The organism is Achromobacter sp. D7-1 (assembly GCF_059760445.1).
In genome coordinates this window covers 1-14729 of the sequence record NZ_JCBAMT010000076.1, presented here as the reverse complement: position 1 = coordinate 14729, position 14729 = coordinate 1, and the positions used below count along the sequence as shown (strand labels likewise).

Genomic DNA, 14729 nt, shown 5'->3' with positions numbered 1-14729 from the left:
TTTAACGCGCGCAACCCATCAAACAGCGGCTCTCTTCAGGCCGCAGTCATCTCCAGCATCGCGTACATCTTCAGCAATGCGACCGGCAACATGCGTCCGGAAAGCTTGCGATCCGTTCCCATGATGCCCGACAGAGGCCCGCGCAGCACTTCCGCCGCCGGCGTATGCGCCAACTGCCAGCATGCCGCGCCCATCTGCCCGGCCATCAGCGATTGGCGGGCCAATGCATGCGCGCCGTCCACGGCCGGCAGAGCCTGCCACGCGTTCGCCATATAGCGGAATCCCGCCTTGGCCTCGTCTTGCAGCACCAGCCAGCGCGCCACCGTGGCGGCGTCCGCCTGGGACGCGGGCAGATTGGTCATGCCGAACAGCTGTCCGGCCACCTCGCCACTGACCGTGTCGATCAGGCGGGCGCAGACCAGCCGCACTGATACGCCGCCGCTGCGGCCCGGCAACGTCACTTCCGTACCGGAGGCCCACAATGCCAGGGGCACGCACTTGCTACCCTGGACGCTATGCAGCCCGGGCATGTCACCGGGCTGGCCGACAGGCAGATAACCCACGCTCTTGCCCACGGCATTCAGATTGGTCGGGCAGTCATCCTGGACCACGCGCTGGCCGCCAGCGCTGCGCGCCACCCAGGCGACGCCTTGTTCGCTCAAGGTCTGCCACAAGGCGGAAGTGCCGGCCTCCAGCATGTGCACAACCGGCACGCGCGCCAGTTTTTCCGCCAACCAGCGCACGCGAGCCTGCAACGCCTGGGCCGCATCCGGCTGGGCCGGCGCGGTAGGCGCGAACGAAGACAGCATGCCGTGCGGCAGAACCAGTTGCTGCGCGGGCGCTGCCAGGGCCGTGCCGCGATCGCTCATCAGCAGCGTGCCCAGCAACGCTCCTCCCGGCAAACCCTCACCCTTCAAGGGAGCCTTGCCATGCATGGCAAGCAGATGCCGTCCACAGACCGAGGAAAATTCACGGCCGATCATCGCCAAGGGCTCGTCGCCCAGGGCGGTCAGACTGGCGCCCGAACCGTCTGCGACATAATCGCGCCAGGATGCACGGGCCTGCACGCAGGCCGGATCGCTTTCCAGCCAGACGATAGCGTCGTCCAGGTTTTGCGCAGCCTCGATGGAGCCCGCGCCGCCTTGCGGCCTCAGGATCGCGGAAGCCAGCAATTGCCGCTTGCGGGCAGGATCCGCGCTTTCGGGTTCGCGCGATGCGGACACCAGCGTCGCCAGGTCGGCCTCGCTCGGGGTGTATAGCGCGCGGGCGCGTTCGACCATGGAAAAGGCGCGGTCGATCAACACGTCGGCCCGGGCCAGTTCCATGTGTTCGGGTACTTTCTGCCCCACCGACATGTAGTGGATTGGCAGGCGATGGCGGATGGCCGTGTCCAGCGCCGCGCCCAGGCGGGTGGCCTCGTCCAGCTTGGTAATGATGCAGCCAGCTACGTCCTCGCCCACGCCATTGCGATAGGCGTGCGCCACTTCGTCCAGGGTGTCGCCCTGGCTGGCTGCATTGAGCACCAGCAGCCGGCGCACCGGCTTGCCCGCATTGCACAGCATTGCCGCTTGTTCCGCCACCTGTCGGTCTCGCTGGCTGATGCCAGTGGTGTCGATCAGCACGATCTTGCGGCTGCCCAGTTCAGCCAGGATGCGGCGCAGTTCGCCCGCATCACGCACCGAATGGGCGGGCACGCCCATCAGGCGTCCGTAGATCTGCAGCTGTTCCAGCGCGCCGATCCGAAAATTATCGGTGGTCAGCATCGCGACCTGCTCGCGGCCCTCGCGTGCCACGCAGCGCGCAGCCAGCTTGGCCAGCGTGGTGGTCTTGCCAACGCCGGTCGGCCCGACCAGGGCATACACGCCGCCGGCCAGGAACTCGTCTTCGGACCGCAGCACCGGCAAGTGGGTTACCAGTTCGTTACGGGCCCAACTCAGCGCCGCTTCCTGCGTCATGCCCTGGGGCAGACGCTCGACCAGGGTGCGCACCAGTTTGGTACTGAAACCCGCGTCCAGCAGGCTGCGGAACAACGCGGCGCCTGCTGGCTCCCGGCCCGGCCCCTGGCGCCCGCCCCAGAGCAGCCCGTCCATGCGGCTTTCCAAGGCTCCGCGCAGCGCACTGATGGCGTCCTGCAAGCCGGCTGCGGCATCGGAAGGCAACGCGGCCGGCGGCGCCATCGGAGGCTGGCGCAGCGGCACATCGGGCATGCGGGCCATGGAAGACCCGGCTGCGGACTGAGGCGCTGCGGGCACGTAGGCCGCGGGAGCAGCGGTCGAGGCGGCGGCTCGCGCAACCGGCGTCTCGCGCAACGGCGGCAAGGATGGCAATTCGACACGGACGGGCGCAGCCGGAGCAGGCACCGCTGCCGGCGGCGCAACCGGCGGCGTCTCGTCTTCGGCCTGCGTCGAGGAAGCATAGGCTGCTTGGTAGGCAGCAATCGAACGCGACGGCGCCGGGTAGCCGGCGGGTGGCATGGCGGGCGCCGGCGTCAACGGGAGCGCCGCCGGATCCGGGACATCGAAACGCACGCCCGCCGGAACGCTGACAGGCGCCTGCGGAAGAACATCGGCCGGCCGGGATGGCGCGGCTTCCTGTCGTGCAGGAGACTCATGAGCCGTGTCATCGAAGGCGCCCTCGACAGTGGCCAGAACCTCCACGCCGCCATCGACGCTGCGGTTCGACACGATCAGCGCATCCGGGCCCAGCACCTGCCGGACCTGGCGCATCACATCGCGGCTGTTCGCCCCAAAAAATCGGCTTATCTTCATGCCCCATTACCTCCGCCGATCAGCGCGGTCACACGCACCATGCGCTCATCGGGTATTTCCGTATTCGACAACACGCCCAGCTGCGGCAGGTGGTGCCGCAAGAAGCGCGACAAAGGCGCGCGCAAGACCGGCGACACCAGCAGCACCGGCGCGTTGCCCTGCGATTCCTGGCGTTCGACCGCGGCCTGCGCTTCGCGCAGCAAGGTATCGGCCAGCCCCGGCTCCAGTCCGCCACTGGTCGTCATGGCCTGTGAAAGCACGCGCTCCAGCTTCACGTCCAGGCCGATCACGCGCAGCTCGCCCTCGCCCGGGAACCATTGCTGGGTGATGGCGCGACCCAGCGAACGGCGCGTCAAGGCGATCAGTTCGTTGATGTCGGGCTGGCTGCCCGTGCCCGCGGCCAGCGCCGCCAGGCGCGGGCCATGCTCGGACAAGGTGTCGATGATGGTGCGCATGTCGCGGATCGGCACTTCTTCCGACAGCAGGCCTTGCAACACCTTCTGCAACGCCGTGAGCGACAAGGTCTTGGGCACCAGGTCTTCGACCAGCTTGGGCGCGTCGCGGCCGATGCGGTCCAGCAATTGCTGCACTTCCTGGCGACCCAGCAGGTTGGAACCGTGGCGATGCATCAGGTGATTCAGGTGCGTCGCGACCACGGTGCCGGCATCCACCACCGTGTAGCCCGCCACCTGCGCCTGGTCGCGCAGGCTGCCGTCGATCCACAGCGCCGGCAAGCCAAAAGCGGGGTCGGTCGTGGGCGTGCCCTTGATCGGCATGGTCACGCCGCCCGGGTCGATCGCCAGCCATTGCCCCGGCATGGCTACGCCATGGCCGACTTCCACGCCAGACAGCAGGATGCGGTAATCATTGGGCTTGAGCTCGAGGTTGTCCCGGATATGCACCACCGGCGGCAGAAAGCCCACGTCCTGCGCGAACTTCTTGCGCAGGCTGCGGATGCGGTGCAGCAGTTCGCCGTTCTGGGCGTGATCCACCAGCGGAATCAGACGATAGCCGACCTCCAGACCCAGCTGGTCCACCATCGACACGTCGTCCCAACTGGCCTCGGCGGCGGCGGCCTGCGCCTGCGTGATCGCCTGCGGCGGCACCTCCGCGGCGGCCGCCGCTGCCGCAGTCTGCCGCTTGTACAGCACCCAGCCCCCCCAGCCCAGCACGCCGGCCAGGGTCAGGAAGGCGACGTGCGGCATGTTGGGAATCAGGCCCATGATGCCGACGATGCCGGCCGTCAGGAACAGCACGCTGGGGTTGGAGAACAGCTGGCTGATGATTTGCTGGCCAATGTCCTGGTCGGTCGACACCCGCGACACCACCACGCCCGCAGCGGTGGAAATCACCAACGCCGGAATCTGGGCCACCAGCCCGTCGCCGATGGTCAGCAGCGTATAAACGCGCGCCGAATCGCCCATCGACATGTCGTGCTGGGCAACGCCCACGATCAGGCCGCCGATGATGTTGATCGCCATGATCAACAGGCCGGCGATGGCATCGCCGCGCACGAACTTGCTGGCGCCGTCCATCGAGCCGAAGAAGTCGGATTCCTGCGAGACTTCCGCGCGGCGCTTGCGCGCCTCGTCTTCGCCGATCAGGCCGGCGTTCAGGTCCGCGTCGATCGCCATCTGCTTGCCCGGCATCGCGTCCAGGGTGAAACGCGCGCCCACTTCCGCAATACGGCCGGCACCCTTGGTGATGACGATGAAGTTGATGATGGTCAGGATCACGAAGACGATGATCCCCACGGCAAAGTTGCCGCCGACCAGGAAGTGGCCAAAGGCCTCGATGACCTTGCCCGCCGCGTCCGGACCGGTATGGCCGTTGAGCAGCACCACCCGGGTGGAGGCAACGTTCAGCGACAGGCGCAGCAGCGTGGCGAACAGCAGCACGGCCGGAAACGCGGCGAAGTCCAGCGGTTTGCGCGTGAACATCGCAACCAGCAGGATCATCACGGACAACGCAATGTTGAAGGTGAACAGCAGGTCGAGCAGGAACGTGGGCAGGGGCAGGACCATCATGCCCAGCACCATCACGATCAGGACAGGCCCGGCCAGCAGCCGCGCATGCGTGGCCCCACTACTCTTCAACATGGTGAGCAAAGCGCTCATTCCTTAAGCTCCTTGTGCTGCGGTTTTGGCTTGCGGGTCCAGCTCGGCCGGCACGGCCAACCGGGTCGGGACCGTAGGTTCGGCGCCCCACCCAGCCCGCCAGGAGCGCAGCTGGAAGACCCACGCCAGCACTTCTGCCACCGCGGTGTAGAGTTCGGCCGGGATTTCCTGCCCGATCTCCACGTGTTGATGCAATGCGCGCGCCAGGGGCGGCGCTTCCAATGTCGGGATGCGGTTTTCGGCCGCCAGTTCGCGGATCTTGGCCGCGATCAGGCCGGTGCCCTTGGCCAGCACTCGCGGCGCGCCGCTCTTTTCCTCGTCGTACTTCAAGGCCACCGCATAATGCGTGGGGTTGGTCACCACTACGTCCGCCTTCGGCACTTCAGACATCATGCGGCGCCGCGCCGCCTGGCGCTGCTGCTGCCGGATGCGCGCCTTCACGTGCGGGTCGCCTTCGCTTTCCTTGTGCTCCTGGCGCACGTCTTCCTTGGACATGCGCAGCTTCTTCAGGTGGCTCCAGATCTGCCACGGCACATCCAGCATGACGATGACGATGAGCGAAGCCACGATAAAGGCGCAGCACATCGCCACCAGCGTCAGCGCCTTGACCAGCGCCGCCGACGGCGCCACGTGCATCAGGCTCAGCATGTCGTCGTGATAGCGCCAGATGACCCAGACCGCTACGCCACCCACCAGCAGGGCCTTGGCCAGCGCCTTGATAAGCTCCACCACCGTCTGCGACGAAAACATCCGCTTCACCCCGGAAATGGGGCTGAGCTTGGAGAAATTGAACTGCAGGGGCTTGCCGGAGATGACGAGGCCGCCGAGCAGCACGCTGGACAGCACCGCGATGACCGCCAGCAGCCCAAAAATGGGCAGCAGCACCAGCAAGGCCTGGCCGAAACCCTCGACCGCCCGCTCGACCATCACGCCGGGATCGGCGACGATGCGCTGGTCGAAACCCAGGCCGTTGCGCAGCACGCCGGTCAGGGTGCGGTAGAGCGAACTGCCGCCCGCCCAGATGGCGCCCACGCCCGCCGCCAGCATCATGAACGTCCCCAATTCCCGGGAACGCGCAATCTGCCCCTCCTCGCGCGCCTTTTCCAGGCGCCTGGGAGAGGCGGCTTCGGTCTTTTCGAGGTCGCTTTCTTCGGCCATGCTCTGCGGTATCGTTGCGGCTCGCGGATTCTGGAATGACGAGCTGCCCGCCGAGATTCTAGGAGGCCCCGGGCTTGGGCGATAAGCCAAGAAACGGGGGGAAAGCGGCGCTATTCCCGGATGCGTTCCAGACGGCGCGTTCCAACCCGGCCTGGAACGCGCCCTGGCCCGTGAAGACCCGCCGCGTCAGGCCCCGGCGGCAACCGCCAGGCCGCCGGCCTCGCCCTCGCCCGCGACCGCCTGGAAGCGGGTGAAATCCAGGCCGATCCGCACCGCGCCCCAATGGTCCGACCCCAGATAGAGCGGAATGGATATGTCGTTGACGATTTCGCCCGTGTCGCGCGAGTAAGTCTGAAGCAGCATTCCGCCAGTGTTGGTCGCCAGGCGCAAACCCACCGGATCGTCAAAGATGCGCTTGTTCCGCACCCGCGCGATATCCTGTTTCGGATCCCCGGTGGGCGCCTGGGAAAAACGCAGATTGTGCGCCGGCGCGTAACCCCTGTTATCCACCAGAATCGTGTAGATCCCGCCCGGCACGCCATCCAGCACGCTGTCCAGCAACCGAGTCACGGATTCGTCGATCTGCCGGTCGTAGCTGGTGTGGTAGCGCGCCGGTTCGCTGCCCGGAATGCGCCGGTAATGCCGGTCGAACACATCGGCCCCGCGGCTCCTGGCGTCCTCCAGCAGGTTGGCAGCGGCGTCCCGGAAGGCTTCGACGGTTTCGGACAGGCCATCAAAAGCAGTATTGCCGGTGCGCATGTCGGCCAGGACCTCCTGCACACTTTCCGTCTGGCGGCGGATACGGTCGATTTCGCCGGACATGCTGCCGATACGCTCGAGCACGTTGGCGCTCAACGCCGCGATCCGCCCCACGTCCTCGCTCATGCCGTGATTGGTGGAGTCCACCTCGCCGATGGCCTGGACCACATCGCCGACCTGACGGTTCATGCTGTCGAAATCCCGCACGAAACGCTCGAAACCCGAGCATGTGCGGCCCAGCACCTCGCCTGAGGTGTCGACATCCTCGCGCAGCGTGCCGGTCTGACGCTGGGTCGTTTCCACCAGCTCCAGCATCTCGGCGGTATGCCGGCCGATATCGCTGGTGGCCGAGTTCACGCGCTCGGCCAGGCGCCCGACCTCGCTGGCGACGACGGCGAAGCCACGCCCCGCATCTCCCGCCCTGGCCGCCTCGACCCCGGCGTTCAAGGCCAGCAGCTGGGTCTGCAAGGCGATCTCCTTGATCAGCTTGCTGATGTCGCCAACCGAATGCGCACGGCCGGTCAGCTGCCCGACCACCTCGGTGAAGGCAGCCATCTCGCGCGTCATGCGCTCCACTCGCGCCTTGACGTCGGACAGCTCGGCCAACGCCTGCTGCGCCGCGTGCAGATTCTGCCCCGACACCTCGGCGATCTCGCGCGCATGGGTGGAAGTTGATGCCGACAGCGCGGCGATTTGCGCGCCGCTGGCCGCGAGCGCGTCGGCGGCGCGCGCCTGCTCCTGCGCCAGGAGCGAGCAATGGCCCGCCTGGAACTGCGTGCGCGCGGCATTCAGCGCGATTTCTATGCTGGATTGGCGGACGGTCATGATGCGGCCGCGTAGGCGCGCCATGAAGCCGTACAGCGGCCAAACGGCCGGACTAAAGGATAAAGTGCGCTCCGACAGCGTCGCGTCGCCGCGATTGAGCCGCCGCAACAAATTCCACATGCCTCCCAGACGGAATACGGATCTGGCCACGATCAACCTCCTTGTGCCGGCCCGGATCGCCTTCTATGGGCATCCGTTGCCTGGCGCGCACTGCGCGCCATGATTCACGCTGCACGGCCCCTATTTATTATTCTGGAGGGGAGTCTATCCAGGAGGCGCTGTTTACGCCCCTAGGGAATACGTTCATGCGCCGCCGGCACCATCAGGAAGGGAGGCCGCCGGAGGGCATGTCCGGCGGCGCGATTCCTGGCTAGAAGCCCAGGCTCGCCAGCAGGTCGTCGACCTGGTCCTGGCTGGTCACTACGTCGGTCTTGCCTTGCGGGCTGATCTGCGGACCGTTGAGCAGGCTGTTGGCCTCGTCGCGGCGTTCTTGCGGGACGTTGTCCAGCAGCACCTGCAGCAGTTCGCGTTCGATCGCGCCCACCACGTCCATCATGCGCATGATGACCTGGCCCGTAAGGTCCTGGAAATCCTGCGCCATGATGATTTCCATCAGCTGGGACTGCGTCTGCTGCGCCTGCTTCGGCACGTCTTGCAAGTATGCGCGGGTGTCCTTCACCAGTTCGCGCGCCTCGGGTAGTTCCAGCGGCTGGTCGTACCATTGCTGCCAGCGCGCGTCCAGCGCCTGCGCCGAGCGCGACAGGCCGTCCTGGATGGGGCCGGCCTGCTCGGTGGCGTTCAGCACGCGATTGGCGGCCTGCTCCGTCATCTGCGCCACGTAGCGCAGACGGTCGCGAGCATCGGGTATGGCGTTGGCAGCGTCCTTGATGGCCTGATCCAGGCCCAGTTCGCGCATGCTGTCGCGCAGCATGCGCGTCAGGGACGCAATGCGGTGGATCAGATCGGGGGATTCGCCCGGGTTCTCATGTTCGGTCGTACTCATGGCTCACCTCAACCGGCGATTTTCTCGAAGATCTTGTTGAGCTTCTCTTCCAGCGTCGCCGCCGTGAAAGGCTTGACCACATAGCCGTTGGCGCCGGCCTGGGCCGCGGCAACAATGTTCTCCTTCTTGGCCTCGGCCGTCACCATCAGCACCGGCAGCGAGGCCAGCGCCGCGTCGGCGCGGATCTGCTTGAGCATCTCCAGACCATCGAGGTTGGGCATGTTCCAGTCCGACACCACGAACTGGAAGCCGCCGTTGCGCAGCTTTTCCAGGCCGATGGCGCCGTCTTCGGCCTCATCCACGTTCTCGAAACCCAGCTCTTTGAGCAGGTTGCGGATGATCCGCCGCATGGTGGGGAAGTCATCCACCACCAGAATCTTCAGGCCCTTGTCTACCATCTTCTACTCCAGAAAAAATTTGCCTTGGACCGATCGGGGAGCTTTGCGCGTCAGACGCGGTGCCCACGGTCGCCCAGGCGAGTCAGAATGCGTTCGCTTATCGCCGACAACGAAACCACTTCATCCGCAGCGCCCAAGGCGATCGCCTCGCGCGGCATGCCGAAGACGACGCAGCTGGCTTCGTCCTGCGCAATTGTGTGCGCGCCCGCGCGGTGCATGGCCAGCATGCCGGCGGCGCCGTCCTTGCCCATGCCGGTCAAGATGACGCCGATGGCGTTCTTGCCCGCGGCGACCGCGGCCGAATTGAACAATACGTCCACCGACGGGCGGTGGCGATTGACGGGTTCGCTGGCTTCGAGCTCGATCACGTAGTTGGCGCCACTGCGCCCCAGGCGCATGTGCATGTCGCCGCCCGGCGCCAGATATACGTGCCCCGGCAGCACCCGGTCGCCGTGCACGGCTTCGCGCACGGTCACCGCGCACAGCGCATCCAGGCGCTGCGCGAAGGAGCGCGTGAAGCCCGCCGGCATATGCTGGGTGATCAAGATTGCCGGGCTGTCCGGCGGCAGCGGCTGCAGGACCTCGCGGATCGCCTCGGTGCCGCCCGTGGAGGCGCCGACGATGACCAGCTTTTCCGAACTGGACAGCGGCCGACGCAGCATGGGCGCCGGCGCGGCGGGTGCGGCATGCGCTGCGGGCGCCCTCAACTTGGCGCGCGAGGCCGCGCGTATCTTGTCGGCGATGATCTCGGTGTACTCGAGCAGGCCGTCGCGTATGCCCAGCTTGGGCTTGGTAACGAAGTCGATGGCGCCGAGTTCCAGGGCCCGCAGCGTGATTTCACCGCCGCGCTCGGTCAGCGACGACACCATCACGACCGGCATGGGCCGCAGGCGCATGAGCTTTTCGAGGAAATCCAGCCCGTCCATGCGGGGCATTTCCACGTCCAGCGTCAGCACGTCCGGGTTGTGGCGCTTGATGAGTTCACGCGCCACCAGAGGATCGGGCGCGGTCGCGACCACTTCCATGTCCGGCTGGCTGTTGATGATCTCGGTCATCAGCCCGCGCACCAGCGCCGAATCGTCCACGCACAAAACGCTAATTTTCTTCATTTTTTGCTGCCTCGTCCCGCTCAGGACCTGCCCGCGCATTCATAGACGGTCTGCCCGCGCAGACGAAAATCCCGGCTGATATAGGTGAAGTTTTCGGAATGGCCAGCGAACAGCAAGCCGCCGGGCTTGAGCAGCGGCACAAACCGCTCCAGGATCCTGGCCTGGGTGGGTTTATCGAAATAAATCATGACGTTGCGGCAGAAGATGACGTCGAACTGTTCGTTGATCTGCCACGCCGGCGCCAACAGATTCAGGGGCTCGTAGCGGACCATGTCGGCAATCTCGGGGCGCACCCGGACCAGCCCCTCGTTGCCGCCGCGCCCTTTCAGGAAAAAGCGCCTCAGGCGCTCAGCGTCCATCTTGTCCACGCGCTCGGCGGGATAGACCCCGGCGCGCGCGCGCGTGAGCACATTGGTGTCGATATCGGTGGCCAATACCGAACAGGCACTTGCCCGCGGACCCAGCGCCTCCACCAGCGTCATGGCGATGGAATACGGCTCTTCGCCGGTGGAGGCCGCACAGCACCACACCGACACCGGGCCGCCGCGCCGCTTGGCGAAGTCGGCCAGGATGGGAAAGTGATGCGATTCGCGGAAGAAGGCAGTCAGGTTGGTCGTCAGCGCATTGACGAAATCTTCCCATTCAGACGCGTTCGGCTCGTTTTCAAGCTGGTCCAGATAGCTGCCGAAATCCTGCATGCCCAGCGCGCGCAGGCGCCGCGCCAGTCGGCTGTAGACCATCTCGCGCTTGTGCGTGCCAAGCGAAATGCCCGCGTGCGCATGGATCATCTTGCGCACGCGCGAAAAGTCCGCGTCGCGAAAATCGAATTGGCGTTCCACCGAGATGGAAGGCGCCTGGTTTGCCGCTGCTGTCGCCACTGCAGTCCTCAGTGCCCAAGCGCAAGCGCATCAGGCGCCTGCAAGCGTGCATCGTCACCCGACGCGCGTGCCGATGACAGGCGCTGGGCCGGAACTTCGATGACTTCGCCCGCGTTGATCTTGAACACGGCCACTGCTTCGGCCAGGCGTTGCGCCTGCTCCTGCAGCGAACCCGCGGCTGCGGCCGCCTCTTCCACCAGCGCCGCGTTCTGCTGCGTCACCTCGTCCATCTGCGACACCGCGCGGTTCACCTGGTCGATGCCGCTGGATTGCTCTTCCGACGCCGCCGAGATCTCGCCCATGATGTCGGTCACCCGCTTCACCGAGGCCACGATCTCCTGCATCGTCGCGCCAGCGCGTTCCACCTGCTGCGAACCCGCACCGACCTTGGTCACCGAATCCTCGATCAGACCCTTGATCTCCTTGGCCGCCTGGGCGCTGCGCTGCGCCAGCGAACGGACTTCGCCCGCCACCACCGCAAAGCCCTTGCCCTGCTCGCCTGCGCGCGCCGCTTCCACCGCGGCGTTCAGCGCCAGGATGTTGGTCTGGAAGGCGATGCCGTCGATCACCGACACGATCTCGGAAATCTTGCGCGAGCTGGCAGAAATGCCTTGCATCGTGCTGACCACTTCCGACACCGCCGAACCGCCGCGCTCGGCCACGTCCGAGGCGCTGGCCGCCAGCTGATTGGCCTGACGCGCATTGTCGGCGTTCTGCTTCACGGTCGAGGCCAATTGTTCCATCGAGGCTGCGGTCTCTTCCAACGAGGCCGCCTGCTGCTCGGTGCGGCTGGACAGGTCCGTATTACCCGCGGCAATCTCGTGCGAACCCACGTTGATCTCATCCACGCCGCGACGCACCGACGCCACCGTGCGGGTCAGGCTTTCCTGCATGCGCTTCAAGGCGGCAAACAGCTGGCCGATCTCGTTGGTATTGCGTACGTCCACGCGGGCGGTAAGGTCACCGCCGGCGATACGGTCGAAGTGATGCCCTGCTTCCTTCAGCGGCAACAGCACGCGGCGGCGCAGGAACACATACGTGGCGAACACCAGCAACGCGGCGACCACGCCGCCGGCGCCGACGGCCATCAGGACGAACTGGTAGCGCACCTGCGCCACCTCATGGGCATCCAGCATCTTGCTGGCGCGCCAGAAATCAAAGCCTTCGATTGCGCGCGCGTAGCGCCCTTCCAGGGCATCCTGCACCGTCTGAACCTGCTTCTGGTAGGCGGGCATGTCCGCCTTTTCCAGGGAGGCCACCAATGGCGTCAACCCTTGCCCGACCAACGCCTCATAGGCTTGGTCGATCTCTTTCAGGGCGTCGGCCGCTTCGGCGGGCCGGGCCAGGCTCTTGTAGTACTCGAACTCGGCCTGCCCCTTGTTCATGGAGGCCTTGGCGCGTTCCAGCAGGCCGGCAGCCTCGGACGACAAACCCTGGGTCAGCAAGGTAGGCTGACCCACGTTCTTCACGATGTCCGCATAGTTGGACGCGGCCGCGCGGCCAAGGCCGGCCATGGAATCCTTGTAGCTGGAGACGACGCGGCCGACCGCATCGTCCAGTTCCTGCGATTGCTTTATCTCCGCCAGGGTGCCGTTGCTGATGCGCAGAGACAGCACGCCCAGCGCGGCCCCGATCACCAACATGAATGAGAAGAACGCCAGCACCCACAACAGGCTGCTGCGTATCGTCATGTTCGCGAGAAACTTGCGCATCACAAGGACCACTCCTAGACTGAAATCGTTAAAGGAAAGCGCCACATTGGATTCAATATGGCGCTTCTACCTCCCAAGCAGGCCGTTCCGATCAGGACGCGACCTTCTCCACCAGCGCCATTTCGTCGCTGGTCATCATTTTTTCGATATCCACCAGAATCAGCATGCGTTCGTCCACCGTACCCAAGCCCGTCAGGTACTCGGTGGACAAGGTGGCGCCGAACTCCGGCGCCGGACGGATCTGGCCCGAATTGAGCATCAGCACGTCCGACACGCCGTCCACCACGATCCCGACGACGCGGCGGTCGAGGTTCAGGATGATGACCACGGTCTGCTCGTTGTATTCGACGCGGCCCAGGTTGAACTTGATGCGCAGGTCGACGATGGGCACGATGATGCCGCGCAGGTTGGTCACGCCCTTGATGAACGGCGGAACATTCGCGATGCGGGTAACCGTGTCGGCGTCGTAGCCACGGATCTCCTGCACCTTCAGGATGTCGATGCCGTACTCTTCGTCACCCAGCGTGAACACCAGGAATTCGCTGCCGACATCTTCATTGCGCGCGGATTGCGCTTGCGGTTTGGCTGCCATGAGGTTTAGTTCTCCATCAATTCAGAATGGCTTCGGGCTGCGACCAACGCTCGCGGTTGGCGCGCGCAAGCGCAAATACGTCGACAATCAGGGCCACGCTGCCATCGCCCAGAATGGTGGCGGCGGAAATGCCCGGCACCTTGCGGTAATTCGATTCGAGATTCTTCACCACCACCTGGTGCTGGCCGATCAGGTGATCCACCAGCAGCGCGAAACGGCGGTCCTCGGCTTGCATGATGACCGCGATGGCCTGCGTGGGATCGGTCTGGGCCTCGCCGACCGAAAACACCCGGTGCATCTCGACCAGCGGCAGGTATTCGCCGCGCACGTGCATCACGCGCTCGTTGCCGGCCACCGAATAGATCTGGTCATTCGTGGGCTGCAGCGATTCGGTCACGTGATTCAGCGGCAGGATGAAGGTTTCCTCGCCGACCCGCACCGACATGCCGTCCAGGATGGCCAGCGTCAGCGGCAGCACGATGCGTGTCGTGGTGCCGTTGCCCGGCTCGCACGACAGCTGCACATGGCCGCCCATGTCCTGGATGTTCCGGCGCACCACGTCCATGCCCACGCCACGGCCGGAAATGTCCGTGACCTTTTCGGCCGTGGAAAAGCCCGGCGCGAAGATCAGCTGCCAGATTTCGTCGTCCGGCGAATTCTCGTTGACCGCCAGGCCCTGGGCCATCGCCTTCTTCAGGATCTTGTCGCGGTTCAGGCCGCCACCGTCGTCACTGACTTCAATGACGATATTGCCGCCGTTATGCTGGGCGGACAGCACCAGTTGCCCGACCGGATCCTTGCCTGCGGCAACGCGCTTTTCGGGCGTCTCGATGCCATGGTCCAGGCTGTTGCGCACCAGGTGGGTCAGCGGATCGATGATGCGTTCGATCAGGCTCTTGTCCAGTTCGGTAGCACGGCCATGGGTCTGCAGTTCGATCTGCTTGCCCATCTTGCTGGCGATGTCTCGCACCAGGCGCGGGAAACGGCTGAATACGTAGTCCATCGGCATCATCCGGATGGACATGACCGCTTCCTGCAGGTCGCGCGCGTTGCGCTCCAGCTGTTCCATGCCATTGAGCAGGCGGTCGTGCAGCACTGGATCCAGCGTGGACGCCGTCTGCGCCAGCATGGCTTGCGTAATGACCAGTTCGCCCACCAGGTTGATGACCTGGTCGACCTTTTCGACGCCGACGCGGATCGAGGTGGATTCCTTGTCCGCATGGGCCGGCGCCGCCGCGGCGGGCCGCGCCACGCGGGCGGACTGCGTGATGGCCTCGGCGGCCGCTGCCGACCCGGCTACGGCGGGGGCCCCCGGGGCGGGGGGGGGCCGGGCGCCCGCGGGGGGGGGGGGGGGCCCGGGGGGGGCCCCCCGGGGCGCGCCCCTTTTCAACACCTCCGCCGCCGCGCCGC

The 14729-nt window shown here is 65.7% G+C and carries 11 protein-coding genes; all 11 read right to left on the bottom strand.

The window, feature by feature from the left end; all coding sequences use genetic code 11:
* Positions 1–35: 35 nt before the first annotated feature.
* Positions 36–2768 carry a flagellar biosynthesis GTPase FlhF gene (gene flhF / locus AC6LKD_RS25450; protein WP_498117816.1) on the bottom strand — a complete coding sequence of 911 codons (2733 nt, stop codon included), beginning with the start codon at positions 2766–2768 and terminating at the stop codon, positions 36–38.
* Positions 2765–4885 carry a flagellar biosynthesis protein FlhA gene (gene flhA / locus AC6LKD_RS25445; RefSeq protein WP_013393383.1) on the bottom strand — a complete coding sequence of 707 codons (2121 nt, stop codon included), beginning with the start codon at positions 4883–4885 and terminating at the stop codon, positions 2765–2767. Before flhA ends, flhF begins: the two co-directional genes overlap by 4 nt.
* A gap of 3 nt (positions 4886–4888) precedes the next feature.
* On the bottom strand, positions 4889–6043 hold the full coding sequence (flhB, locus tag AC6LKD_RS25440; RefSeq protein WP_498117815.1) for a flagellar biosynthesis protein FlhB: 1155 nt from the start codon (positions 6041–6043) through the stop codon (positions 4889–4891).
* A 186-nt stretch (positions 6044–6229) separates the two neighbouring features.
* Positions 6230–7627: a methyl-accepting chemotaxis protein gene (locus AC6LKD_RS25435; RefSeq protein ID WP_498117814.1), complete on the bottom strand. Its 1398-nt coding sequence runs from the start codon at positions 7625–7627 to the stop codon at positions 6230–6232.
* A gap of 370 nt (positions 7628–7997) precedes the next feature.
* On the bottom strand, positions 7998–8630 hold the full coding sequence (cheZ, locus tag AC6LKD_RS25430) for a protein phosphatase CheZ (RefSeq protein ID WP_013393380.1): 633 nt from the start codon (positions 8628–8630) through the stop codon (positions 7998–8000).
* An 8-nt stretch (positions 8631–8638) separates the two neighbouring features.
* Complete coding sequence (cheY, locus tag AC6LKD_RS25425) at positions 8639–9028, bottom strand: chemotaxis response regulator CheY (RefSeq protein ID WP_013393379.1); 390 nt, start codon at positions 9026–9028, stop codon at positions 8639–8641.
* Between the two features lie 50 nt (positions 9029–9078).
* Complete coding sequence (locus AC6LKD_RS25420) at positions 9079–10137, bottom strand: protein-glutamate methylesterase/protein-glutamine glutaminase (RefSeq protein ID WP_013393378.1); 1059 nt, start codon at positions 10135–10137, stop codon at positions 9079–9081.
* 20 nt (positions 10138–10157) lie between these two features.
* Entirely contained in the window at positions 10158–11015 is an 858-nt protein-coding gene (locus AC6LKD_RS25415) for a CheR family methyltransferase (RefSeq protein WP_492275656.1), read from the bottom strand.
* An 8-nt stretch (positions 11016–11023) separates the two neighbouring features.
* A complete protein-coding gene (locus tag AC6LKD_RS25410; protein WP_013393376.1) occupies positions 11024–12727 on the bottom strand; it encodes a methyl-accepting chemotaxis protein in 1704 nt (567 codons plus the stop codon).
* 91 nt (positions 12728–12818) lie between these two features.
* Entirely contained in the window at positions 12819–13319 is a 501-nt protein-coding gene (gene cheW / locus AC6LKD_RS25405; protein WP_013393375.1) for a chemotaxis protein CheW, read from the bottom strand.
* Positions 13320–13335: 16 nt separating this feature from the next.
* A partial coding sequence (locus tag AC6LKD_RS25400; RefSeq protein WP_498117813.1) for a chemotaxis protein CheW occupies positions 13336–14729 on the bottom strand: 1394 nt, incomplete at its 5' end.